The sequence below is a fragment of the Delftia sp. WY8 genome, assembly GCF_018437695.1.
GTDB lineage: Bacteria > Pseudomonadota > Gammaproteobacteria > Burkholderiales > Burkholderiaceae_C > Comamonas > Comamonas tsuruhatensis.
The window spans coordinates 561,794-584,905 of record NZ_CP049795.1 but is presented as its reverse complement, the minus strand read 5'-3'; the positions used below and the strand labels follow the sequence as shown (position 1 = coordinate 584,905).

Below are 23,112 nucleotides of genomic sequence, written 5' to 3'. Positions count from 1 at the left end.
TTTGAAGAAATCTGCGCCCGGGGTGGTCTGTTTCGAGAACTCGCGGGACATGGAGGAAGAGGGTGGCTTGCCATGCCGGGCCCGCCCATCGATTCGTCCATTCATCCGTTTGTCTTTTCCTTCCAGGCCCAGTCCTTCGCACACCATGGCATATCCCGCAGCGCCCCGGCGCTTTCCCTGCGCCTTGCGCCCCTCTGTCGTCCCGTCCCGTGGCCTGTTGCTGGCTTTGGCCTGCGCGGGGCTGGGCAGCAACCTGTGGGCGCAGGCGCCTTCGCCGTCCGTCAACACCACGGCCGCCACAGCACCTACACGCAGCTACCAGATTCCGGCGGGCACGCTGGAGGACGCGCTCAACCGCTTCGGGCGCGACTCGGGTTTGCTGCTGTCCTTCACCCAGGACCAGGTCCAGGGCCTGCGCAGCCCGGGGCTGCAGGGCAGCCACACCGCGCAGGCCGGCCTGGCCGCGCTGCTGCAGGGCACGGGGCTGGAGGCGGCGGTGCAGCCGCAAGGCGGCTATGTGCTGCGCCAGCGCGCCGTGCCCGATGCCCGGGCGCCAGACGTTGCCCCGCGCGCGGTGTCGCTGGCCGAGGTGCGCGTGGCCGCGCGCCGCGCCGGTGACGGCACGACCGAAGGCACGGGCTCCTACACCAGCCGCGTGACCAGCATTGCCTCCAAGACGGACCAGTCGTTCCGCGAGATTGCGCAGTCGGTATCGGTGGTCACACGCGAACAGCTCGACGACCAGCGCGTGACCGATGTGACCGAGGCCCTCAAGCTCACGCCCGGCGTGGTCGTGGCCAATACCGTGGGCGACTTCTATTCGCGGGGCTTTCAGATCACCAGCATGCAGATCGACGGCGGCGCGCCGCTGGCTTTGGGCGCCTACACCTATTCGCCGCAGCAGGACATGGCCTTCTACGACCGCGTCGAAGTCATGCGCGGCGCCTCGGGCCTGCTGGGCGGCGTGGGCGATCCGGGCGGCATCATCAACCTGGTGCGCAAGAAGCCGCTGGCCCAGCGGCAGTTCAAGGCCGCGCTGTCGGCCGGCTCCTGGAGCCGGCGCGGCGTGGAGCTCGATGCCAGCGCGCCGCTGGCCGACGACGGCCGCGTGCGCGGCCGCGCCGTGCTGTCCTACCACAAGGGCGACTCCTACATGGACCTGCGCAGCAGCGAAAAGCCCTCGCTCTATGGCGTGCTGGAGGCCGACCTCACGCCAGACACCCTGCTGACCGTGGGCGGCAGCTACGGAAAGACCCATGAGAACGGCGACTATGCCGGCCTGCCGCGCTTTGCCGATGGCAGCAGCCTGGGCCTGCCGCGCCACACCAACTTCACCCAGCCCTGGGCCTATTACGACTACGAGACCAAGGAGCTGTTCGCCCAGCTCGAGCACAAGTTCGACAACCGCTGGAAGGCCAAGCTCAACGTCTCGCGCGTGGAGACCGAGCTGGACCGCTTCTGGGTCTACATGGGCGGCGCCATCAACCCGCAGACCCTGGCGGGGGCGGTCTGGCGCGGCGGCCACATCCAGTCCGGCAATACGCAGGAGGTGGTGGACCTGAGCCTGGGCGGTCCCTTCCAGCTCATGGGCCGCACGCATGAATTGCTGCTGGGCGCTGACTGGCAGCGCGTGGAAAGCTTCTGGCAAAGCGCCAATTTCACGGGCAGCGGCACCGTGGCCAGCAATCCGTTTGCTCCCAGCATCTGGACGCCTCCCACGGAAACCTACTTCAACACCCGCTACGGCCCCTGGGGCCAAAAGCAGATGGGCGGCTATGGCGTGCTGCGCCTGCATCCCACGGACAGGCTGCACCTCATCCTGGGTGCGCGCGCCAGCCGCTACGACTTCCAGCAGTCGATCTGGAACCTGGATGCGCAGGGCAACCGCACGCCCTGGTCGAACACGCCGTTCAAGGAACCCACCAAGATCACGCCCTATGGCGGGGTGATCTATGACCTGAACAGCCAGTGGTCGGCCTATGCCAGCTATTCGTCCATCTTCAAGCCGCAGGCGCTGAGCATGGCCGGCCCGGCGCCGGGCACCTCGCTGCCGCCGGTCAAGGGCGCCAGCTACGAGGCCGGCCTCAAGGGCGAGCTGATGGACGGGCGGCTGAACGCCACCTTCAGCCTCTTCAATGTGGAGCGCACGGGCACGGCCGTGGTGGACCCGCGCTACGAGACCAGCAACAGCCGCTGGAGCGGCAACTGCTGCTACCTGGCACAGGGCAAGGTCACCAGCCGGGGCTTCGACATGGAACTGGGCGGCGAGCTGCAGCCCGGCTGGCAACTGGCAGCGGGCTACACCTTCAACAACACCCGCGACCGCAGCACCGAAAAGACCTACAGCAGCATCACGCCGCGCCACCTGTTCAAGCTGTCCACGGCCTATACGCTGCCGGGCGAGCTGTCGCGCTGGAAAGTGGGCGGCAGCGCCCAGATCCAGAGCACGCACTACGTCAGCGGCACGGCACTGTCGGCGGCGGGCACGTCCGTGCCCTTTGACTTCACGCAGGGCGGCTACGCGCTGTGGAATGCCATGGTGCAGTACCGCATCGACCCGCGCTGGACGGTCACGCTGAACATCAACAACCTGCTCGACAAGACCTACTACCAGACCCTGGGCACAACGTTCAGCAACAACCTGTATGGCGCACCGCGCCACGCCATGCTCACGCTGCGCGGCAGCTTCTGAGGACGGCGGCGCAGGCGTTCGGGCCGCCGTTGTGCAGCCAGCGGCCTTGCGGGGGATCACACCACGCGCCGGGCCTCCACCTTCACATGGCCGGCCAGCAGGTCGGCGCTGTCGCGGATGGCGCGCAGCGCATGGGCCAGGGCCTGCTGGCTGTGGTGCTCCTGCGGTGCATGCACTGCCGCCAGGGCCAGTTGCGCCAGGGCCGAGATCTCGGTGCAGTTTTCCTGCACGCTGCCGTGGATCTCGGTGATGGCGCTGGTCAACTGGTGCAGGCTGGGGGGCTGTGTCCTGGTGGTGCCCTTGTCCTTCTCCTTGTCCATGGCCATGCCTCAGCCCTGCGGGCGCACCGGCTCATGGGTGCGGCAGTCGAGCAGTTGCGCCATGGCTTTGGCAGCTGCCTCGGCCGCTTCGGCGCGGCGCATCTCGGCCGCGTCTTCGAATCCGCAGCCCATGGCCTGGGCCTCGGTGCCGGCGTAGTCGGCCAGCGTCTCGGCGCTGTCGCGGATGCATTGCAGGGCGCGGGCCACCACGTCCATGTGGCGATGGCCCTTGGGCGTCTCCAGCCATGCAAGGGCCAGCTGGGCGATGGAGGAGATCTCTGCACAGCCTTGCTGCACGAGATGGTCCACCTGGGTGAGGGCATTGGACAGCTGCCGGGTGCTGTGGCTGTCCGTGGCGGATTTGGGCTGGGCGGGGGTCATGCCTGGGCCCTCCGTGTGGAAAGGGCGACGCCAAAAGAGGGCGTGCAGGCGAGTGCGAGAGAAACGGCGTTCATGGTTCCGTACTCCTGTGTGAGATTTGAAACCGCCAATTCCGCGTTTTGAAGCACGGAAAAGGTGGACGGGATGTTCAAAACACGCACACAGACGTGCGGGCAGCCTTGCGGACAGCCCCATCCCGCCCGTAACCGTTGGGACGAGCGGGTGGGAGCCCACTTGCCAGGTGTTCAGACGTGACGAGGCCTTCTTTCGGGAAGGCTCAGCCGCTGTGTGGTGAAGGTGTTTTGAAGCACCGGCCCCGTGACAGGGGGCCGGTGCGGATGATAGCGCGTGCGGCGTGCGCTAAGTCGCTTCGCGGCCCGTTGCACCTTGCCATCGCGCCCTTTCAGGGATGGCCCAGGAACCGCTGAAAGAGCCCGGCATGCATTGCTTTTATTGAGAATGATTCTTCTTTGCGCGGTTATGATCCAGCCCCATGGATTTGTCCGCCTCCTTCACCCGCGCTCTGCTTTCCGGCTTTGACCGGGCCTATGCCGACCTGGTGCGTGCCGCCACGCGCAGCACAGGCAGCCGCGAGGAGGCGGGCGACCTGGTGCACGACACCTGGCTGCGGCTGGCGGAACACGCGCGCAGCGCCCCGGCCGAGGCCGCAGACCTGGCCGGGGCCGCGAATCCGGCCCAGATGCCGCGCGACGCCACGGCCTATCTGGCCGTGATGGCCCAGCACATGGCGCTGGATGCGCACCGCCGCCGCAAGCGCCATGCCCGCTACCTGGGCGAGGCGGCAGTCCATGAACAACTGGCGCCCAGCCATGCGCCCGATGTGGCCGACTCCGTCATGTACCGCCAGGCGCTGGCCGTGCTGGAGTCCGCCTTGCACAGCCTGCCCGAGCGCTGCCGGGCCGTCTTCATCGCCCACCGCGTGCAGGGCGAGGGCCAGCCCGAGATTGCCGAGCGCCTGGGCGTCAGCCTCAACACCGTGGAGCGCGACCTGATCCAGGCCAGTGCCTGCATAGAGGATGCGCTGCACCGCTGGCGCGGTACGCGGCCTGGCAGCGCCGTTGCGCGACATGCGGGTCGGCGGCGCAGCCTGGCCGCGCTGCTGGGCGTGGCCGGTTTCGGCCTGGGCGGCAGCCTGGGCTGGCAGCAATGGCGGCACTACCGCGACACGCATGTGCAGTGGCAGGCCGGCTGGTCCAGCCTGCGCGGCCAGCAGGTGCGCCATGGCCTGCCCGATGGCTCCAGCCTGCTGCTGGACGCGCTCAGCAGCGCGCAGGTGGAGTATTTCGCCACGCGGCGCGTGGTGCAGCTGACGCAGGGCGCAGCTTTCTTCGAGGTGGAGCGGGACGAGGACCGGCCCTTCACCGTGCAGGCCGGCGGCGTGCGCGTCACCGTGCTGGGCACGCGCTTCGGCGTTGAACTGGCCACGGGCGCCCAGGGGCAGGAGCGGGTCACGGTGCAGGTGGAGTCGGGGCGTGTGCGCGTGCAATCCGATGCGGATGGCGGGCGCTTCTATGAATTGTCTGCAGGGCAGGGCCTGCGCATGGAAGGCACGGTGGCCACGCAGACCCGGGGTGATGCCGGGCAGGCGGCCTCCTGGCGGCATGGCGAGCTGGTGTTTGCCGACGCCACGCTGGGCGAGGCCCTGGCGCGGCTGTCACGCTATGCGCCGTTCGACCTGCAGGCCACGCCCGAGGCCGCGCGCCTGCCGCTGAGCGGGCGCGTGCGCATCGCCACGGCCCATGCCTGGGTGCGGGCGCTGCCCCATGCGCTGCCGGTGCAGGTGCGCAGGCAGGCCGATGGCGGCCTGCTGGTGGCCACGGCGGGCTGAGGCGTGATGGTGGCAAGAGCAACTGCATGCGCACGGCAGCGGGGCGCACATTATTTTTCAGGAGTTTTCCTGGCCAGTCGTCATGGCAGTGATCCCTGTGGGTCCCTTCCATCACTGCCAAGGACGATTTCCATGCATCCGCTTTTCCCTTCTTCGGGCGCCTGCCGCGCCGCCCTCCATCCGCTGGCCCATGCCGTGCTCTGCCTGGGCCTGGCCATGCCGCTGCAGGCGGCGCTGGCCCAGCCGGCCGCACAGACGCTGCGCTTCGACATAGCGGCGCAGCCGCTGGCCAGCGCGCTGGACCAGTTCGCGCGGCAGGCCGGACTGCAGCTGGTGTTCACGCCCTCGCTGGCCGCCCAGCGGCAGGCGCCGGCGGTACGGGGCGAGCTGCCGCTGCGCCAGGCGCTGGATGATTTGCTGGCCGGCAGCGGCCTGCAGGGCCATGTGCAAGAGGGCACGCTGACCGTGCAGCCCGTCGCCGCCATCGAAAAGACGCTGGCCGAAGTGCGGGTGAGCGCGCGCCGGGCCATCGACGGCACGACCGAGGGCACGGGCTCGTACACCAGCCGCGTGACCAGCATCGCCTCCAAGACGGACCAGTCGTTCCGCGAGATCCCGCAATCGGTGTCGGTGATCACGCGCCAGCAGCTCGACGACCGCCGCATGACCGACATCCGCGACGCGCTGGCCGCCACGCCCGGCATCACCACCAGCCAGATCAATTTCGACTCCACCTATTTCTATTCGCGCGGCTTCCAGATCGACAGCATGCAGATCGACGGCGGCGCGCCGCTGAACATCGCCCAGTACACCTACAGCGTCAACCAGAGCATGGACTTCTACGACCGCGTGGAGGTGATGCGCGGCGCCTCGGGCCTGCTGGGCGGCGTGGGCGATCCGGGCGGCATCATCAACATCGTGCGCAAGAAGCCGCTGGCCGAGCCGCGCTTCGTGGTGCAGCAGTCCATCGGCAGCTGGAACAACTACCAGACCATGGTGGATGCCACGGGGCCGCTGGCCCTCGATGGCCGGGTGCGCGGCCGGGCCGTGCTGTCCTACCAGGACACGGACCAGTTCGTGGACATCAAGCACACGCGCGCTCCCCAGTTCTACGGCGTGGTCGAGGCGGACCTGACGCCAGACACCCTGCTGACCGTGGGCATGAGCCGCAGCAAGATCCGCACGCGCGGCGATGGCGGCGGCGACGTGCCGCGCTACAGCGACGGCAGCGATATCGGCCTGCCGCGCCACACCAGCTTCACCCAGCCCTGGGCCACGGGCCGCAAGGACAACAGCGAGCTGTTCGGCGCGCTGGAACACCGTTTTTCCGCGCGCTGGAAGGGCAAGCTCAACCTGACCCGCAGCAAGTCCAGCTATGACGGCTCCACGGTGTTCGGCTACGGCGCGCTGGACCCCGCAACCGGCCTGGGCGTGAACTGGAACGGCGGCGGCCACTACCTGTACGAGAACCGGCAGACCGTGCTGGACGCCAGCCTGGCCGGCAGCTTCGACCTGGGCGGGCGCACGCACGAGATCCTGCTGGGCATGGACCGGCAGAAGGTGGAGAGCTTCTGGAACGTGGGCTATTCCACCGATGCCACGGGCGTGGAGCCCATCGATGTCCACAACCCCGGCGCCTGGCGCCCGGCGCCGGCCGGCGAGATCTCGCGCCGCTACAACCCCTGGGGCCAGGACCAGTCGGGCGGCTATGGCGTGCTGCGCCTGCATCCGACGGACCGCCTGCATGTGATCGTGGGCGCGCGCTATGCCAAGTACCGCTTCAACCAGGTCTATGAGTCGCTGAATGCGGCGGGCCAGTGGGAATTGGCATCGGGCAGCCGCTTTTCCGAGCCGGCCAAGTTCACGCCGTATGGCGGGGTGATCTATGACCTGAACAACCAATGGTCGGCGTATCTGAGCTATTCCTCGATTCTCAAGCCGCAGGCGCTGTCCAAGTCGGGGCCTCCTCCGGGCAATTCGCTGGACCCGGTCAAGGGCAAGAGCTATGAGGCCGGTTTCAAGGGCGAATTGGCCGATGGCCGGCTCAATGCCACATTCAGCCTTTTCAACGTGGTGCGCACGGGCGCGGCGGTGACGGATACGCGCTATCCGAGCAATCACGAGGAATGGTCGGGCAATTGCTGCTTTCTGCCGCAGGGCAAGGTGACCAGCCGCGGCTTTGACGCCGAGATCGGCGGCGAGCTGCGCCCCGGCTGGCAGATCGCGGCCGGCTACACCTACACCACCACGCGCGACAAGACCGAGGATGCGCCCTACAGCAGCATCACGCCGCGCCATCTGCTCAAGCTGTCCACGGCCTATGTGCTGCCGGGCGAGCTGTCGCGCTGGAAGATTGGCGGCAGCGCCCATATCCAGAGCAAGCACCATGTGCGCGATACGCTGTATGACGCCGACTGGAATGAAGTCGGCCGCTACAACTTCACCCAGGGCGGCTATTCGGTCATCAATGCGATGGTGCAGTACCGGATCGATCCGCGCTGGACGGTTTCCCTGAATCTCAACAATATCTTTGACAAGACGTACTACCAGACCGTGGGCTATGCGAGCGGCGGCAATTTCTATGGAAAGCCGCGCAATGCGGTGCTGACGCTGCGCGGCACCTTCTGAGGGCCGGGGCGGGGTCCAGGAGGGCCCGCCCCAGTCCGACCCAGGCCACTGGCCGCAATGGCGAAAACCATTGCGGCTGGCCTTTTTTTCGATCTCGTTTGTCATGTATGAGGAGGGCCTTGAAGGCCGCCGCATCACGGCATCCGTTTTGGCCCCTTGTTTGCACGCATTCGTGCGTTCCTGTGCTTATCCGAATACCCATTACATGCCCCAATCCCAACCCGCTGATCGTGCAGATATCACCCAGGCCGACAGGCCCGTCCATCCGGGCCTGCTTGTCCTGTCCCGCCTGCTGGCCGCCGTCTTCGGCGGCTATGCGCTGGCCAGTGCGCTGGCGGCCTTCCTGGCCGCTGCGTTGCCCGGCGCGCGTGTCGATGCCGTGATCGCCGGCATGCAGTGGAGCTTTGCGCTGCACGCGCTGGCGGTGATCTGGGCGTTCTCGCCGGTTTCGGCGGGCCGGGTCTGGCTGGGGTTGCTGGTGCCTGCGGCCCTGATGGGCGGCGCCGCGCTGCTGCTGGCGCGCAATGGCGCGGGAGGCTGAGATGGCCAAGGAGCAGATCAGCAAGGTCCCCGGCAGCGGCGCTGCCACGGGCGGTTTCCGCCAGGCCCAGGCCTGGCTGCATACCTGGTGCGGGCTGTGGTTTTCGTGGCTGCTGTTCGCGGTGTTCCTCACCGGTTCGCTGGCCGTTTTCCAGGAAGCCATCACGCACTGGATGACGCCCGAGCACCATGCCGAGGAGGCGGCCGAGGCGGCAGCGCGCGCCGCCGCGCCGGCCGGGCAGGGTGCGGACCTGGGCCAGCGCCTGGCCTGGGGCGCGGCCTACATGCAAAAGCACCACCAGGGCGCGCAGATGTGGGAGATCTGGCCGTCCGACGACAAGGGCGGCGGTGACCTGCGTGTCTACTGGTTCGACGCCAACCGCCAGTACGCCGATGCCGAGCTGGACACCGCCACGGGCGAGGAAATGGGGGCCGGCCACGGCCATGGCCACGGTGCCACGCGCGCCACCATGGGCGGCAACCATTTCGTGGACTTCCACTATGAACTGCATGCAGGGCAGGTGGGACTGTGGGTGATCGGCATTGCCGCCATGGCCATGCTGGTGGCCCTGGTCAGCGGCGTGATCACGCACAAGCGCATCTTCAAGGACTTCTTCACCTTTCGCGCACGCAAGGGCCAGCGCAGCTGGCTGGACGCGCACAACGCCGTGGCGGTGCTGACGCTGCCCTTCCAGTTCATGATTGCCTATACCGGCATCGCCATCTCCAGCCTGAGCTTCATGCCCGTTGGCGTCTGGACGGTCTATGGCACGGACCAGGCCGCCCGCACGGCCTTCATCGCCGACATGAACGAGGCCGGGCCGCCCGCGCTGTCCGGCAAGCCCCTGGCGGTGCCCGATCTGGAGCCCTTTGCACGGCGTGGCCAGGAGCTGATGGGCCAGGCGGTGCGCGCGGTGGTCATCGACCATCCCGGCGATGCCTCGGCACGCATCGGCGTCTACGGCTGGAACAGCGATGACCGTGCGCATCAGCGCCTGAGCCCCAATTCGGGCATGGCCATGTTCTCGGCCGCCACGGGCGAGGTGCTGCAGGTACGCCTGCCCGGCGGCGCCGACGGCGGCACCCCCTCGCTGGCCCAGGCGGTCATGGGCGGCCTGCACATGGTCAAGTTCGGCGGGCTGGCCATGAAGTGGCTGTACTTTCTGTGCGGCCTGGCGGGCGCGGCCATGATGGCCACGGGCGCCATCCTCTTCATGGTCAAGCGCCGCAGCCGCCACCAGGGCGAGTTCGGCAGCGCCACGGCGCGCGTGTACCGGCTGATCGAGGGCCTGAACGTGGCGGCCATCGCCGGGCTGGGCCTGGGCTGCATCGGCTACCTGTGGGCCAACCGCCTGGTGCCCGTGGGCCTGGCGCACCGCGCTGACTGGGAGCTGGCCGTGTTCTTCGGGCTGTGGGGCCTGGCGCTGGTGCATGCGCTGGCCTGCGCGCCAGCCACGGCCTGGCGCCAGCAGATGGGCCTGCTGGCCATGCTGTGCCTGCTGCTGCCGCTGCTCAACTGGATCACCGTGGGCGAGCCGCTGTCGGCCCACATGCTGGAGGGCGACTGGGAAAGCGCCGGGGTGGAGCTGTTCTGCCTGGCCACGGGGCTGACGGCCGCCTGGGCCTGGCGCTGGCTGGCGCGGCGCGGCGCGGGTGCCGCCGCCAAGGCAAGGACGGCCAAGGGGCAGGCCGCCGTGGCCGGCCCCTCGGAGGTGCAGGCATGAGCACGTTGCACGCATCCCTGGCCGCACTGGCCCTGGCCTTTGCAGGCATGGCGGCCCTGGCCTTTGCCATGGACCGCCACTACGAACAATTGACCGGCGCGCGCGAGCTGCCGGCCCGCCGTGGCCCGCAGTTGCGCGGCCTGGGCACGGCGCTGCTGGCGCTGGCCCTTGTGCCCGTTCTTTCGGGCTGGGGCGCCACGGTGGGCTCGGTGGCCTGGCTGGGCTTTGTGTCCGCCGGCGCGCTGATGGCCGTGGCCCTGATCAGCGCCCATGCGCGCTGGGCGGCGCGGCTGGCCTGGTTGGCTGGCGTGCTTGCCGTGGCGGATTTGGCGTGGATTGTTTTCAGTTTCGGTACTACGGGGTTTTTCAGATGAGTTTCCTGCTTTCGTTCCAGTTCGGGGTGTGTGTGGTCGGGAGGCAAGCATGACGCGCACGCAGCAACGCTGGAAAGCCATCGCCGTGGCGGTGGTCCTGTTGGCGGCGGCCGGGGGCGCGGCCGCCTGGTGGTCCAGCCGGCCTGCAGTGGCCTACCAGACCGAGACCGTGGCGCGCACCGATATCGAGTCCACCGTCACGGCCATCGGCACGCTGCAGCCGCGCCGCTATGTGGACGTGGGCGCCCAGGTGTCGGGCCAGGTCACCCGGCTGCGCGTGGAGCCCGGCGCCCAGGTGGAGAAGGGCGCACTGCTGGTGGAGATCGACCCCAGCGTGCAGCGCGCCACGGTGGATGCGGGGCGTGCCTCGCTGGCGGGCCTGCGAGCCCAGCTGGCCGAGCAGCAGGCGCTGCGCAAGCTGGCCGAGCAGCAGCTCACGCGCCAGCGCCAGCTGGCCCGCGACGGGGCCACGCGCGAGGAAGACCTGCAGACCGCAGAAGCCAACCTGGCCGCCGCCGGTGCCCGCATGGAGCATCTGAAGGCCCAGATCGACCAGACCCAGGCCACGCTCAAGGCCGACGAGGCGCGCCTGGGCTATACGCGCATCTACGCGCCCATGGCGGGCACCGTGGTGTCGGTGGAGGCGCGCGAGGGCCAGACGCTGAACGCCACCTACCAGACGCCCAACATCCTGCGCATTGCCGACCTGTCGGCCATGACGGTGTGGACCGAAGTGTCCGAGGCCGACGTGCGCCGCGTGCGCGACGACATGCCGGTGTACTTCACCACGCTGGGCGGCGCCGACCAGGCCAGGCCCCGGCGCTGGTCCAGCAAGGTGCGCCAGGTGCTGCCCTCGCCCTCTACCAGCCAGACGCCGGCCGGCGGCAATGCGGGCCAGGCGCCTGCGCCCGCCACCAAGGCCGTGGCCTATACCGTGCTGTTCGATGTGGACAACGAGGACGCCGAGCTGATGCCCCAGATGACGGCCCAGGTGGTCTTCGTCACCGGCCAGGCCGCGCAGGCACTCACCGTGCCGTTGATGGCCGTGACTGACAAGGGCGGCAGCGCGCACACGGCCCGCGTGCTGGACGCCAAGGGCCAGCCCGAGCAGCGCACCGTGCTCCTGGGCGTGCGCAGCCGCCACCAGGCCGAGGTGCTGGAGGGCCTGCAGGAAGGCGAGCGCGTCATCGTCGGCGAGACGCCTCTGGACCGTGGCCCGCGGTGGCTGCAATGGTGATGGCGCAGGGCATGCAGGCCGGCGCGCCGCTGACCGCACCGCTGATCGCACCGCTGATCCAGCTGCGCGGCATCACCAAGCACTACGGCGGCGGCGACAGCGGCCAGCCCGCCGTCACCGTGCTGCACGGCATCGACCTGGAGATACGCGCGGGCGAGTTCGTGGCCGTGGTGGGCAGCTCGGGCTCGGGCAAGTCCACGCTGATGAACATCCTGGGCTGCCTGGACCGGCCCAGCGAGGGCAGCTACCACTTCCAGGGCCAGGACGTGGCCACGCTGGACTCGGATGCGCTGGCCTGGCTGCGGCGCGAGGCCTTCGGCTTCGTCTTCCAGGGCTACCACCTGATAGCGAGCGAAAGCGCCAGCGAGAACGTGGAAATGCCCGCCATCTACGCCGGCCTGCCCAAGGAAGAGCGCGTGCGGCGCGCCCGTGCGCTGCTCGAGCGCCTGGGCCTGGGCTCGCGCCTGGGCAACCGGCCCAACCAGCTGTCGGGCGGGCAGCAGCAGCGCGTGTCGATTGCGCGCGCGCTGATGAACGGCGGCCAGATCATCCTGGCCGACGAACCCACGGGCGCGCTGGACTCGCACAGCGGCGCCGAGGTCATGGCCCTGCTGCGCGAGCTGGCCGATGCGGGCCACACCATCATCCTCATCACCCACGACCGCACTGTGGCCGCCCAGGCGCGCCGCGTGATCGAGATCAGCGACGGCCGCATCACCAGCGACAGCCGGCGCGACGATGCCGCCAACGCGGTGAATGCGGCAAATGCGGCGAATGCGGGCGCCGCTGCCCTGCCGCTCACGCCGCAGCGCGGCAGCGCCGGCGCGCCCTGGCTGGCCGAGCTGTTCGAGGCCGCGCGCAGCGCCTGGCGCGGCATGCGCATGAACCGCGTGCGCACCAGCCTGACCTTGCTGGGCATCGTCATCGGCGTGGCCTCGGTGATTGTGATGCTGGCCATTGGCGAGGGCGCGCGGCGCAAGGTGGTCGAGCAGATGGGGACCATGGGCACGGCCATCCTCTACATGGGCAGCAAGCCGCCGGCCACGGGCGGGCCGGCCGGGCAGATGACCGAGGAAGACCTGGCCGCCGTGCGCGAACTGCCCGAGATACGGCGCGTCATGCCCGTGATCGGCGACCCCATCACCGTGCGCTACGGCAAGGCCGACAAGCAGATCTACGTGTTCGCGGCCAGCGAGGAGATGCCCCTGGTGCACCACTGGAAGGTGGCCCAGGGCCGCTACTACACCGAGGCCGAGGACCGCGACCTGGCGCCCCTGGTGGTCCTGGGCCACAAGGCGCACCAGCACTTCTTCCCCGACACGCCCAACCCGCTGGGCCGCCAGCTGATCATCGGCACGTCGGCCTTCGAGGTCATCGGCGTGATGAGCGAGCGCGGCGCGGACTCGGGCGCGCAGAACTATGACGACATGGTCTTCATTCCCTACCGCTCGGGCCGGGCGCGCGTCTACCAGTCGCAGACCCAGCCCGACTATGTGGTGATCGAGGCCATGTCCTCCGACGTGGTGCACGAGGCGGAGGAGGCCATGCGCAAGCTGCTGCTGGCGCGCCACGGCGGGCGCGAGGACTTCGGCATCGGCAACGCGGCCGCGCGCATCCAGGCCGAGGCGGCCACGCGCCAGAGCATGGCGGTGATGCTGGGCCTGATTGCCGCCGTCTCCCTGGTGGTGGGCGGCATCGGCGTGATGAACGTGATGCTGATGACGGTGCGCGAGCGCACGCGCGAGATCGGCATCCGCATGGCCACGGGCGCGCGCCAGCGCGACATCCTGCGCCAGTTCCTGACCGAGGCCAGCCTGGTCACCTTCGTGGGCGGCACGGTGGGCCTGCTGGCCGGGCTGGCCGTGGGCGTGGTGCTCATCGTGGCGGGCGTGCCCGTGGTGTTTTCGGTGCGCGCCATGCTGGGCGCCTTTGCCTGCGCCGTGGTGACGGGCCTGGTGTTCGGCTACATGCCTGCCAAGACGGCGGCGCGGCTGGACCCGGTGCGTGCGCTGGCGGGAGAGTGAGATGAAAGACATGAACGACAAGACGCTGGGAAATGCGAGCCTGGGCTGCATCGCTCTCGCGCTGCTTGCCCTGGGCGGCTGCGCCGCGCAGCAGACGGTGCCGGACAGGACAGCGCCTGCGCTGGCCGCTTCGTGGAAGCAGCAGGGCGAAGCCGTCCCTGCCTCCGTCTCACCCCAGTGGTGGCAGGCCTTTGGCAGTGCGGAGCTGGGCGGCATGGTGCAGGCCGCCCAGGACCAGAGCCTGGACATGGCTGCCGCCATGGCCCGCGTGCGCCAGGCCGAGGCGGCCACGCGCCAGGCAGGCGCGGCGCTGCTGCCGTCGCTCAATGGCGAGCTGCGCGCCCAACGCATGAACCATGCACAGGTGGCGGGCGGGCAGGCCAGCGTCTACGGCGCTGCGCTGACGGCCTCGTATGAGGTGGACTTCTGGGGCCGCAACCGCGCCACGCGCGATGCGGCGGCGGCGGCCTGGCAGGCCAGCCGGTTTGACCAGGACACGGTGCGCCTCACGGTCACCGCCCAGGTGGCCCATGGCTGGCTGCAGGCCGTGGCGCTGCGCGAGCGCCAGGCCATTGCGGCGCGCAACGTGGCCAATGCCGAGCGGCTGCTGGGCCTGGTGGAGTCCCGCGCGCGCGCAGGCGCCGCCACCCAGCTGGAGCTGGCCCAGCAGCGCGGCCTGGTGGCCAGCCAGCGCCAGGCCCTGGCCACGCTGCGTCGCCAGGGCGAGGATGCCGATGCCACGCTGGCCGTGCTGCTGGGCCAGGCCCGCCGCCCCGGGCTGGCCACGGACTCGCTGCAGGCCCTGCAGCTGCCCGAGATCGGCGCAGGCCTGCCCACGCAGCTGCTGCAGCGCCGGCCTGACATTGCCAGTGCTGAGGCGCAACTGACCGCCGCCAGCGCCAACCTGCAGGCCGCCCGCGCAGCGCTGTGGCCCCGGCTGACCCTCACGGGCAGCGCGGGCACCAGCGCGGGCCGCGCCAGCGACTGGCTGCGCGAGCCCGTGTATTCGCTGCTGGCCGGACTGGCCGGCCCCATCTTCGACGGCGGCCGTCTGGCGGCCGAGCGCGATGGCGCCCAGGCCCGGCGCGAGGAGCTGCTGGCCGGCTATTACAAGTCCATCGTCGCGGCCTATGGCGATGTGGACCTGGCGCTCAACGCCGTGTACGGCCTGAAGGCCCAGGCCGAGGCCCAGGCCGAGGTGCTGGCCCAGGCCCGCCAGGCCGTGTCGCTGGCCGAGCTGCGCTACAAGGCCGGGGCGGAAAGCCTGCTGTCCCTGCTGCAGGCCCAGACCACGCTGTACGCGGCGCAGGACGATGCCGTGCTGCAGCGCCTGCTGCAGCTGCAGGCGCGCGTGGCGCTGTACCGGGCGCTGGGCGGGGGATGGGAGGCGCCTGCCATGGGCGCTGAAATGCCGGAAAGGCAGGCGCAAAAAAGCCAGGAGGCATTGCCACCTGGCTGAGAGGGGAGGGGCAAGGCCGCCACCCGGTCCTGCCGGGTGTGCGGCCTGAGGCCTCAGGCTTGAAGCCTGCTCAGCTGCCGCGCGTGATGGGCACGCCGGCATCCTTGCCGTAGGCGCCGTACTTGCCCAGCTCCCACTTGGCGATGGCGTTGCGGTGCACTTCGTCCGGGCCGTCGGCAAAGCGCAGCGTGCGCGCGTGGGCGTAGGCGCTGGCCAGCGGGAAGTCGTCGCTCATGCCGCCGCCGCCGTGCACCTGCATGGCCCAGTCGATGACCTGGCAGGCCATGCTGGGGGCCACGACCTTGATCATGGCGATCTCGCTGCGCGCCACCTTGTTGCCGGCGATGTCCATCAGCCAGGCGGCCTTGAGCGTGAGCAGGCGCGCCATGTCGATGCGGCAGCGCGCCTCGGCGATGCGTTCCTGCGTCACGGTCTGCTGGGCCACGCTCTTGCCGAAGGCGATGCGCGAGCTGGCGCGCTTGCACATCAGCTCCAGCGCGCGCTCGGCCAGGCCGATCAGGCGCATGCAGTGGTGGATGCGGCCGGGGCCAAGGCGGCCCTGGGCGATCTCGAAGCCACGGCCCTCGCCCAGCAGGATGTTGCCCACGGGCACGCGCACGTTCTCGAAGTACATCTCCATGTGGCCGTGCGGCGCATCGTCATAGCCCATGACGTTGAGCGGACGCACGATGCGGATGCCGGGCGCGTCGCCGGGCACGATGATCATGCTTTGCTGCGAGTGCTTGGGCGCATCGGGGTCGGTCTTGCCCATGGTGATGAAGACCTGGCAGCGCGGATCGCCGGCACCCGAGATCCACCACTTGTGGCCGTTGATCACGTACTCGTCGCCCTGGCGCTCGATGCGGGTGCAGATGTTGGTGGCGTCGGAGGAGGCCACCTCGGGCTCGGTCATGGCGAAGGCCGAGCGGATCTTGCCGTACAGCAGCGGCTTGAGCCAGCGCTCCTTGAGTTCGGTGCTGCCGTAGCGCGCAATGGTCTCCATGTTGCCGGTGTCGGGCGCAGAGCAGTTGAACACCTCGCTGGACCATGGCACGCGGCCCATGATCTCGGCCAGCGGCGCGTATTCCTGGTTGGTCAGGCCACCGCCCTTGTAGCCTGCGGCCTCGGCGCTGTCCACGGGCAGGAACAGGTTCCACAGGCCTTGCTCCCGGGCCTTGACCTTGAGCTTTTCGATGGTCTGCAGCGGCGTCCAGCGCTTGCCTGCGGCGGTGTTGGCTTCCATCTCGGCGGCATAGTCCTTTTCGCCGGGATAGATGTGCTCGTCCATGAACTTCAGCAGGCGTTCCTGCAGGTCCTTGGTCTTGGGCGAATATTCAAAGTCCATGGATGCGCTCCTTCTCTTGGCTTGTCGCTTGTGGTGGAAACGGGGTGATCGGTGAGTGATGGGGGCGGCCTGGATGGCTCAGCTGCGCTGGGCAAAGGACCAGGCCAGTTCGGCCATGGGCCGGGCCGTGTCGCCCGAGGCCTTGGCCTGGGCGCTGGAGGCCGTGCCGGCCTCCACGCGCTTGGCAATGCCCTGCAGGATGGCCGCGATGCGGAACATGTTGTAGGCCATGTAGAAGTTCCAGTCGGCGCGCAGCGTGTCCACGTCCTTGAGGCCCGTGCGCTCGCAGTAGCGGCGGATGTATTCCTCTTCGCCGGGAATGCCCAGGGCCGCCAGGTCCTTGCCTGCGATGCCCCGGCCCAGCGTGGCCGGGATGTGCCAGCTCATGCAGTGGTAGCTGAAGTCGGCCAGCGGGTGGCCCAGGGTGGACAGCTCCCAGTCCAGCACGGCGATGACGCGCGGCTCGGTGGGGTGGAACATCAGGTTGTCCAGGCGGAAGTCGCCGTGCACGATGGACACGCGCGAGGCATCCAGCGCGCTGGCCGGCATGTGGGCGGGCAGCCACTGCATGAGCTGGTCCATCTCGGGGATGGGCTGGGTGACCGAGGCCACGTACTGCTTGCTCCAGCGGCCGATCTGGCGCTCGAAGTAGTTGCCGCTCTTGCCGTAGTCGGCCAGGCCCTGGGCCGCGAAGTCCACGGTGTGCAGGGCCGAGATCACGCGGTTCATCTCGTCGTAGATGGCGGCGCGCTGGGCCGGCTCCATGCCGGGCAAGGACTGGTCCCAGAGCACGCGGCCTTCCATGCACTCCATGATGTAGAAGGCGCGGCCGATGATGGACTCGTCCTCGCACAGCGCATACATGTGGGGCACGGGCACGTCGGTGCCGGCCAGGCCCTTCATCACGCGGAACTCGCGCTCGATGGCATGGGCCGAGGGCAGCAGCTTGGCCACGGGGCCGGGCTTGGAGCGCATCACGTAGCTGCGGCCCGGGGTGATCAGCTTGTAGGTGGGGTTGGACTGGCCGCCCTTGAACATCTCCACCTGCAGCGGGCCGGCAAAGCCCTGCACATGGCCCTGCATCCAGGCGGTGAGCGCGGGCACGTCGAATGCGTGCTGGTCGGAGACGGGGCGCGTGCCTACGAAATGGTCGAAAGTGCTCATGGGGCAGTCAGTCCTGTGATCGGTTCGGAAACCGGTTCTAGAAAGGGGTGCGGCCGCGCGGCACGGGCGCGGCAAGGCACCGGCCGGCGCGAACGTCCGGTCGGTGGAAGGGATGTGGCAGGGAAAAGGGCGCGGCGCGGGCCGCGCAGGTTCAGGCGTCGGGCGCGGCGATGCGCAGCAGCGTGTCGCGGTCGCAGACCACCAGGCCGCCCGGCTCGATGCGGATGGCGTTCTCGCGCTCCATGGCCTTGAGTTCCTGGTTCACGCGCTGGCGCGAGGCGCCCAGCAACTGGGCCAGTTCCTCCTGCGCCAGGTGCAGGCCGATGCGGATCTCGCTGCCATCCGACAGGCTGGTCACGCCGTAGCTGCGCACCAGGTGCAGCAGCTGCTTGGCCAGGCGCGCGCGCAGCGGCAGGGTGTTGAGGTCCTCGACCAGGCCGTAGAGCTGGCGGATGCGCCGCGCATGCAGGCGCAGCATGGCTTCCGAGAACTCCACATGCATGGACAGGATTTTCTTGAAGTCGGTCTTGGACACGCACAGCAGCGTGGTCTCGCCGTGCGCATAGGCATCGTGCGTGCGCTTGTCCCCGTCCAGGATGGCCACGTCGCCGAACCAGATGCCCGGCTCCACGTAGTCCAGCGTGATCTGCTTGCCCGTGATCGAGGTGGAGCTCACGCGCACCGCACCCCGGGCGCAGGCGATCCATTCCTCGGGCGGTTCTCCGCGTGCGCAGATGAGCGTGCCATCTTTGAACCGTTTGACGTAAGCGCATCGAAGAATGTCGTGCCGAAGCGATGGAGAAAGTGATGAAAACCAGCGACCGGAATTGATCGCTTCACGTTCTTCGATGGTAAGAATCGGGTCGTCCATGGCCTGTCTTTTGCGTGACTGATGACGGTCACATTGTCGCGTGTGGGACCGCCGCGGCGCAGCATGCCGCCGGCGAGCCTGTCACTTCGGTGTCTGGGCCTGCCGAAAACGGGGCAGGGCGGCGAAAAAAAGGCGACCCGTCGTGCGTCGGGTCGCCGGCTTTGCAGGGCTTATGGCTCCTCGTGCGTGAGGCTCAGCCCCAGCGCGCCACGGCGGCGCAGCCAGGGGCTGGGGCGGTAGCGCGGGTCGCCGTAGACGGTCTGCAGGTTGAACAGGACCTCCAGCATGTTGGTGGGGCCCCAGCGGTCGCCCATGGCCAGCGGGCCCATGGGATAGCCCAGGCCCAGGGTCACGGCCTTTTCCAGGTCGGCCGGGCTGCCGATGCCCTGCTGGCAGATGTCGCTGGCGATGTTGACGATGGAGCCCACCACGCGCTGCGTGACGAAGCCGCCGCTGTCGCGGATCACGCTCACGGCCTTGCCGTCGCTGGCAAAAAGCGCATGGGCGGCGTCGCGCATGTCGGTGCGCGTGGCCGGCGTGGTGGCCAGCACGCGGCGGCGCGTGTCGGCGTCGGCGATCAGCATGTCGATGCCCATGGTGCGCGTGCAGTCCAGCCGCTCCACGGCAGCCACCGTGGTCACGTCCAGGCCCAGCGGCGCCACCAGGATCAAGGCCTGCTCGGTCGGTGCCTGCGCGGTTTCAATGCGCGCGCCCAGGCTCTTGAGCAACTGGTAGATCTCGTTGCGCCGGGCCGCGCGTGCCGACACCCAGACCGGTGGCAGCGTCTGCACCTGCGGCACGGCAGGCTCGGCAGGCTGCTCGGCGCGGCCTTCGGCATAGCGGTAAAAGCCCTGGCCGGTCTTGCGGCCCAGCAGGCCGGCCGCCACGCGCTGCGCGGCAATGGGGCTGGGGCGGTAGCGCGGCTCCTGGTAGTACTGGTGGTAGATGTGCTCCATCACGGCATGGGTGACATCCAGGCCGGTGAGATCCATCAGCTCGAACGGGCCGAGCTTGAAGCCCACCTGCTCGCGCAGGATGCGGTCGATGGTGGCGAAGTCGGCAACGCCTTCCTGCACGATGCGCAGCGCCTCGGTCACATAGCCGCGGCCCAGGTGGTTGACCAGGAAGCCCGGCGTGTCCTGCGCACGCACGGGCGTGTGGCCGAAGCTGCGCGCGAACTGCGCCAGCGTGGCGCAGGTGGCCTCGTCCGTGGCCAGGCCGCGCACGATCTCCACCACCGTCATCAGCGGCGCCGGGTTGAAGAAGTGAAAGCCGGCAAAGCGCTGCGGGTGCTCGAGCGCCGTGGCCAGCGTGGTGATGGACAGGGCCGAGGTATTGCTGGCGATGAGGGTCCCGGGCGCAACGATGGCCTCCAGCTCGCGCAGCAGCGCCTGCTTGGCATCCATGCGCTCGACGATGGCCTCGATCACCAGGTCGCAGTTCCTGAACGCATCGAGACCGTCCGCCACCGTCACCCGGGCCTTGCAATCTGCGGCCTGCTCACTTGTTATTTTTTGTTTCTTCTCAAGCAGGTCCCACAGCGCAAACAGCTGTTGCTGCGCTTGCGCGGCAGCGCCCGGGCGAGCGTCCTGCAGCAGCACGCCGGCGCCTGCCTGGGCGGCCAGCTGGGCAATGCCTTGCCCCATGATGCCTGCGCCTATCAATCCGACGTTCCTGATAGGAGAAATGTTGTTTTGGATCATGTACATAGAGGAGGTGTCCTACAGGTGTCTATGCAAAAATGCAAGCGTTCAAAGAAAGGCTGATGTGAGAATTTGTAGCACCATTCTCGGCGTCGCCCTGTCCTCCATGGCCTGGAACGCGTCCGCATTGTCGTTGGGCAGTCCCCGGGGCAACGTGGTGCTGGGCGCTCCGTTCGACCTGGTGGTGGGCTTGCAGCCCGATAGCGGAAATGACGCCGGCAGCTCCTGCGTGCGCGCCGAGCTGCTGGCCGGTGACAGGCCCATCGAATCCTCCCGTGTGCGCGTCAGCCCGACCACATCGGGCAAGGCCGTTCGTGTGCAGGCCAGCTACACGGTGGACGAGCCCGTGGTGACGCTCAAGCTCTGGGCCGGCTGCGAAGGCGGCGGCATCAGCCGCAGCTACACGCTGTTGGCGCAGCTGCCCGAGTCGGTGGATGCCACGGGCAATCAGCCCATCAATGTGCGGGAGCTGGCGGCAGCCCAGCCGGCGCTGGCGGCCGCGGGCTCCGGTGCTGCAGGTGCAGCGGGGGCAGCGGGTGCTGCTTCCGACCCATCTTCGACTTCCTCCCGCCCGGCCGCTGGCCGCAGCGCCCGGGCCGATTCCAGGTCCGCAGCGGTGCCCGTTGCCAAGGAACCGAAACCCCAGTCCAAGCCAAAGACACAGCCAAGGCCCCAGGCCAAACCCAAGGCGGCGGCCGAGAAATCCAGGCCGCCCGTGGGCGTGACCGCCCAGGCCCAGGCCGGGCAGTTGCAGGCGGGCCTGCGCATAGAACCGCGCCTGCGCATGGAGCCGGTGGAGGAATGGCTGGGCACGGGCGGCACCCCGGGCGCCGCTGGCGCAGCCGGAACACCCGGGACACCCGAGGGCGCCGCCGCATCTGCGGCTCCCATGTTCGATGCGGGCAGCGAGCAGCTGGCCGAGGCCAACAAGCGCGTGCAGGCGCTGGAGGCCGAAATGGCGGCCTTCAAGAAGCGCGACACCGCCGACCGTGGGCAACTGGCCCAGCTACGGGCCGAACTGGAGGCCATGCGCCAGGAGTCGGGCGGCTCGTCGTGGCTGTTCAATGCGCTGCTGCTGGCGCTGATCGCCGCCGTGGCCGTGATCGCATGGATGGCCTGGAAAATGCGCTCGGGCGCCTCGCTGTTCTCGCGCGAGCCGGATGCCTGGCGGGAATCGGTGGAGCGTTCGTCGCAGGACCCCGTGCCGTCGAGCCCGCCGCATTCGCACGATGACGGGATCAACACTCTGCCGCATTCCCTGGACCCCCATCGGCCCACGCGGCCCATGGCACCCAGCCTGCGTGAACACCGGCCTGCGCCGTCGCCCGATGATCGCCGTGGCCCGGATACCCTGGCCTCGCCTTATGTGCAGCGCGGCGCGCAGATGCGCCCTGGCGTGACGTACGAGCTGCATGAGGACGTGGACCCCGGCGACTTCGGCCCGGCCACCATTCCCGTGCCTGTGTCCGTGCAGGCCGAGCTGCCCGAGCCGGAGGGCGATAAGACCGCAGCGCGCTCGCCTGCGCCCGAGGCCATCAAGGCCCGGCGCATGGTGCAGCCCGGCGAAATGTTCGACGTGCAGCAGCAGGCGGAATTCTTCATCTCGGTGGGCGAGCACCAGCAGGCCATCGAGCTGCTGCGCTCGCACATCGCCACGCATGAGGATTCCTCGCCGCTGGCCTATCTGGAGCTGCTGCACCTGTACTACACGCTGAGCCGCCGAGACGACTTCGACCAGCTGCGCGCCCGCTTTGCCAAGCATTTCAACGCCCGCGTGCCGGCCATGCCGGGCTTCACCGACAAGGGCAGCAGCCTGCTGCAGGGCTATCCCGAGCAACTGGCACGCATTGAGGCGCTGTGGCCTGTGGACGAGGTCGAGGACTGCCTGGCGCACTACCTGTTCAAGCAGGACGGTGCACCCGACCCCGATGCGCCAGCCCCCTTCGACCTGGCCGCTTTCGATGACCTGCTGCTGCTGCTGTCCATCGCGCGCACCTCGCCCGCCGGAACGCGCGGCGAGCCCGGCCCGCGCGAGCGCACCACGCCGCGCATGGTGGCGGGCACGGCCGCAGCCGGCGCAGCCACGGCCGGCGCAGCCGTCCTCGCATCGGCCGCGGAACCCGCTCCCGCACCGGCCGCCGCTGCCGCCTTCATGGATGTGGATTGGATGGCCGAGCTGCAACCGTCTCCGGTAGAGGCCGCACCGCAGCAGGCTGCCTCTTCCCTGTCGCCGCAGGATCCGGGCCTGGAGTTCACGCCCATGGACACGCAGGCGCTGTCCACGGTCTCCGGTACAGCCGGTGAGAAGGCTGCCGACAGCCGCGCGCCGGACTCCCTGTCCGCGCCGCTGCAGTTTGAAATGCAGCCGCTGGACTTCGACCTGGATCAGGCAGGCCAGCTGCCTGCCGGCCAGGTGCGTGCCGTTCCGCTGAGCGAGACGCCGTCCTTCATCCACGATGCGGCGGCACCGCTGCTGGACATAGACCTCACCGCGCTGGGCGAGGATGAACTGCCCACGGTGGACGTGCCTTCGCGCTTTCCGCCCGTGGTGCTGTCGGCGCCCGGCTCAGGCCCCGTGGGCTTCAGCGAGCACAATCTCAAGGCGCCGCTGAGCATGGATCTGGCGCTGGAGAACTGGGAACTGCAACCGCCCGAAACCCTTCGCGATCACCGCGGCCTGGACGAGCCCTTGAGCCGCTCGGTGGACATGCTGCTGTCGCGCGAGACCGACCCGGCCTTTCGGACCACGCCACAGGCTCCGTCGCCGCAGGGTGAAGGCAAGGAGCCGTCCAAGGACTGAG

16 protein-coding genes are annotated in these 23,112 nt (G+C 69.1%); 10 read left to right on the top strand and 6 right to left on the bottom strand.

Annotated features, from left to right (window positions below; all coding sequences use genetic code 11):
- The first annotated feature begins 145 nt into the window (after positions 1–145).
- Positions 146–2,692, top strand: coding sequence for a TonB-dependent siderophore receptor (locus G4D77_RS02540; protein WP_154834532.1), 2,547 nt, complete (start codon positions 146–148; stop codon positions 2,690–2,692).
- 56 nt (positions 2,693–2,748) lie between these two features.
- Here the strand turns inward: G4D77_RS02540 and G4D77_RS02535 are convergent, their stop codons facing one another.
- Positions 2,749–3,018, bottom strand: a complete 270-nt coding sequence (locus G4D77_RS02535; protein WP_154834531.1) for a hypothetical protein — start codon at positions 3,016–3,018, stop codon at positions 2,749–2,751.
- Between the two features lie 3 nt (positions 3,019–3,021).
- On the bottom strand, positions 3,022–3,393 hold the full coding sequence (locus G4D77_RS02530; protein WP_154834530.1) for a hypothetical protein: 372 nt from the start codon (positions 3,391–3,393) through the stop codon (positions 3,022–3,024).
- A 493-nt stretch (positions 3,394–3,886) separates the two neighbouring features.
- On the opposite strand from G4D77_RS02530, the gene G4D77_RS02525 reads away from it, so the two are divergent.
- The 8 genes from G4D77_RS02525 (at position 3,887) to G4D77_RS02490 (ending at position 15,228) form a co-directional block, all read left to right on the top strand.
- Entirely contained in the window at positions 3,887–5,242 is a 1,356-nt protein-coding gene (locus G4D77_RS02525) for a sigma-70 family RNA polymerase sigma factor (protein ID WP_154834529.1), read from the top strand.
- A 132-nt stretch (positions 5,243–5,374) separates the two neighbouring features.
- Positions 5,375–7,870: a TonB-dependent siderophore receptor gene (locus G4D77_RS02520; protein ID WP_154834528.1), complete on the top strand. Its 2,496-nt coding sequence runs from the start codon at positions 5,375–5,377 to the stop codon at positions 7,868–7,870.
- 205 nt (positions 7,871–8,075) lie between these two features.
- Entirely contained in the window at positions 8,076–8,411 is a 336-nt protein-coding gene (locus G4D77_RS02515; protein WP_193726147.1) for a DUF3649 domain-containing protein, read from the top strand.
- Between the two features lies 1 nt (position 8,412).
- A complete protein-coding gene (locus tag G4D77_RS02510) occupies positions 8,413–10,134 on the top strand; it encodes a PepSY-associated TM helix domain-containing protein (RefSeq protein WP_154834527.1) in 1,722 nt (573 codons plus the stop codon).
- Entirely contained in the window at positions 10,131–10,508 is a 378-nt protein-coding gene (locus tag G4D77_RS02505) for a DUF3325 domain-containing protein (RefSeq protein ID WP_154834526.1), read from the top strand. Before G4D77_RS02510 ends, G4D77_RS02505 begins: the two co-directional genes overlap by 4 nt.
- A 49-nt stretch (positions 10,509–10,557) precedes the next feature.
- Positions 10,558–11,745 (top strand): efflux RND transporter periplasmic adaptor subunit, encoded by a 1,188-nt coding sequence (locus tag G4D77_RS02500; RefSeq protein ID WP_154834525.1) that lies wholly within the window; start codon positions 10,558–10,560, stop codon positions 11,743–11,745.
- Positions 11,745–13,769 (top strand): ABC transporter permease, encoded by a 2,025-nt coding sequence (locus G4D77_RS02495; protein WP_154834524.1) that lies wholly within the window; start codon positions 11,745–11,747, stop codon positions 13,767–13,769. The genes G4D77_RS02500 and G4D77_RS02495 overlap by 1 nt, the downstream gene beginning before the upstream one ends.
- A gap of 1 nt (position 13,770) precedes the next feature.
- Positions 13,771–15,228 carry an efflux transporter outer membrane subunit gene (locus tag G4D77_RS02490; protein WP_154834523.1) on the top strand — a complete coding sequence of 486 codons (1,458 nt, stop codon included), beginning with the start codon at positions 13,771–13,773 and terminating at the stop codon, positions 15,226–15,228.
- 70 nt (positions 15,229–15,298) lie between these two features.
- On the opposite strand, the gene G4D77_RS02485 is transcribed toward G4D77_RS02490, so the two are convergent.
- The 4 genes from G4D77_RS02485 to G4D77_RS02470 form a co-directional block, all read right to left on the bottom strand.
- Positions 15,299–16,573 (bottom strand): acyl-CoA dehydrogenase family protein, encoded by a 1,275-nt coding sequence (locus tag G4D77_RS02485; RefSeq protein ID WP_154834522.1) that lies wholly within the window; start codon positions 16,571–16,573, stop codon positions 15,299–15,301.
- A 78-nt stretch (positions 16,574–16,651) separates the two neighbouring features.
- On the bottom strand, positions 16,652–17,737 hold the full coding sequence (locus G4D77_RS02480) for a phosphotransferase (protein WP_013802790.1): 1,086 nt from the start codon (positions 17,735–17,737) through the stop codon (positions 16,652–16,654).
- Positions 17,738–17,888: 151 nt separating this feature from the next.
- On the bottom strand, positions 17,889–18,608 hold the full coding sequence (locus G4D77_RS02475) for a Crp/Fnr family transcriptional regulator (protein WP_012205125.1): 720 nt from the start codon (positions 18,606–18,608) through the stop codon (positions 17,889–17,891).
- A gap of 170 nt (positions 18,609–18,778) precedes the next feature.
- On the bottom strand, positions 18,779–20,317 hold the full coding sequence (locus G4D77_RS02470; protein ID WP_154834520.1) for a 3-hydroxyacyl-CoA dehydrogenase: 1,539 nt from the start codon (positions 20,315–20,317) through the stop codon (positions 18,779–18,781).
- Between the two features lie 121 nt (positions 20,318–20,438).
- On the opposite strand from G4D77_RS02470, the gene G4D77_RS02465 reads away from it, so the two are divergent.
- The gene (locus G4D77_RS02465; protein WP_227740771.1) at positions 20,439–23,111 is read left to right on the top strand and encodes a type IV pilus assembly protein FimV; all 2,673 of its coding nucleotides are present in this window, start codon (positions 20,439–20,441) and stop codon (positions 23,109–23,111) included.
- Position 23,112: the final 1 nt, after the last annotated feature.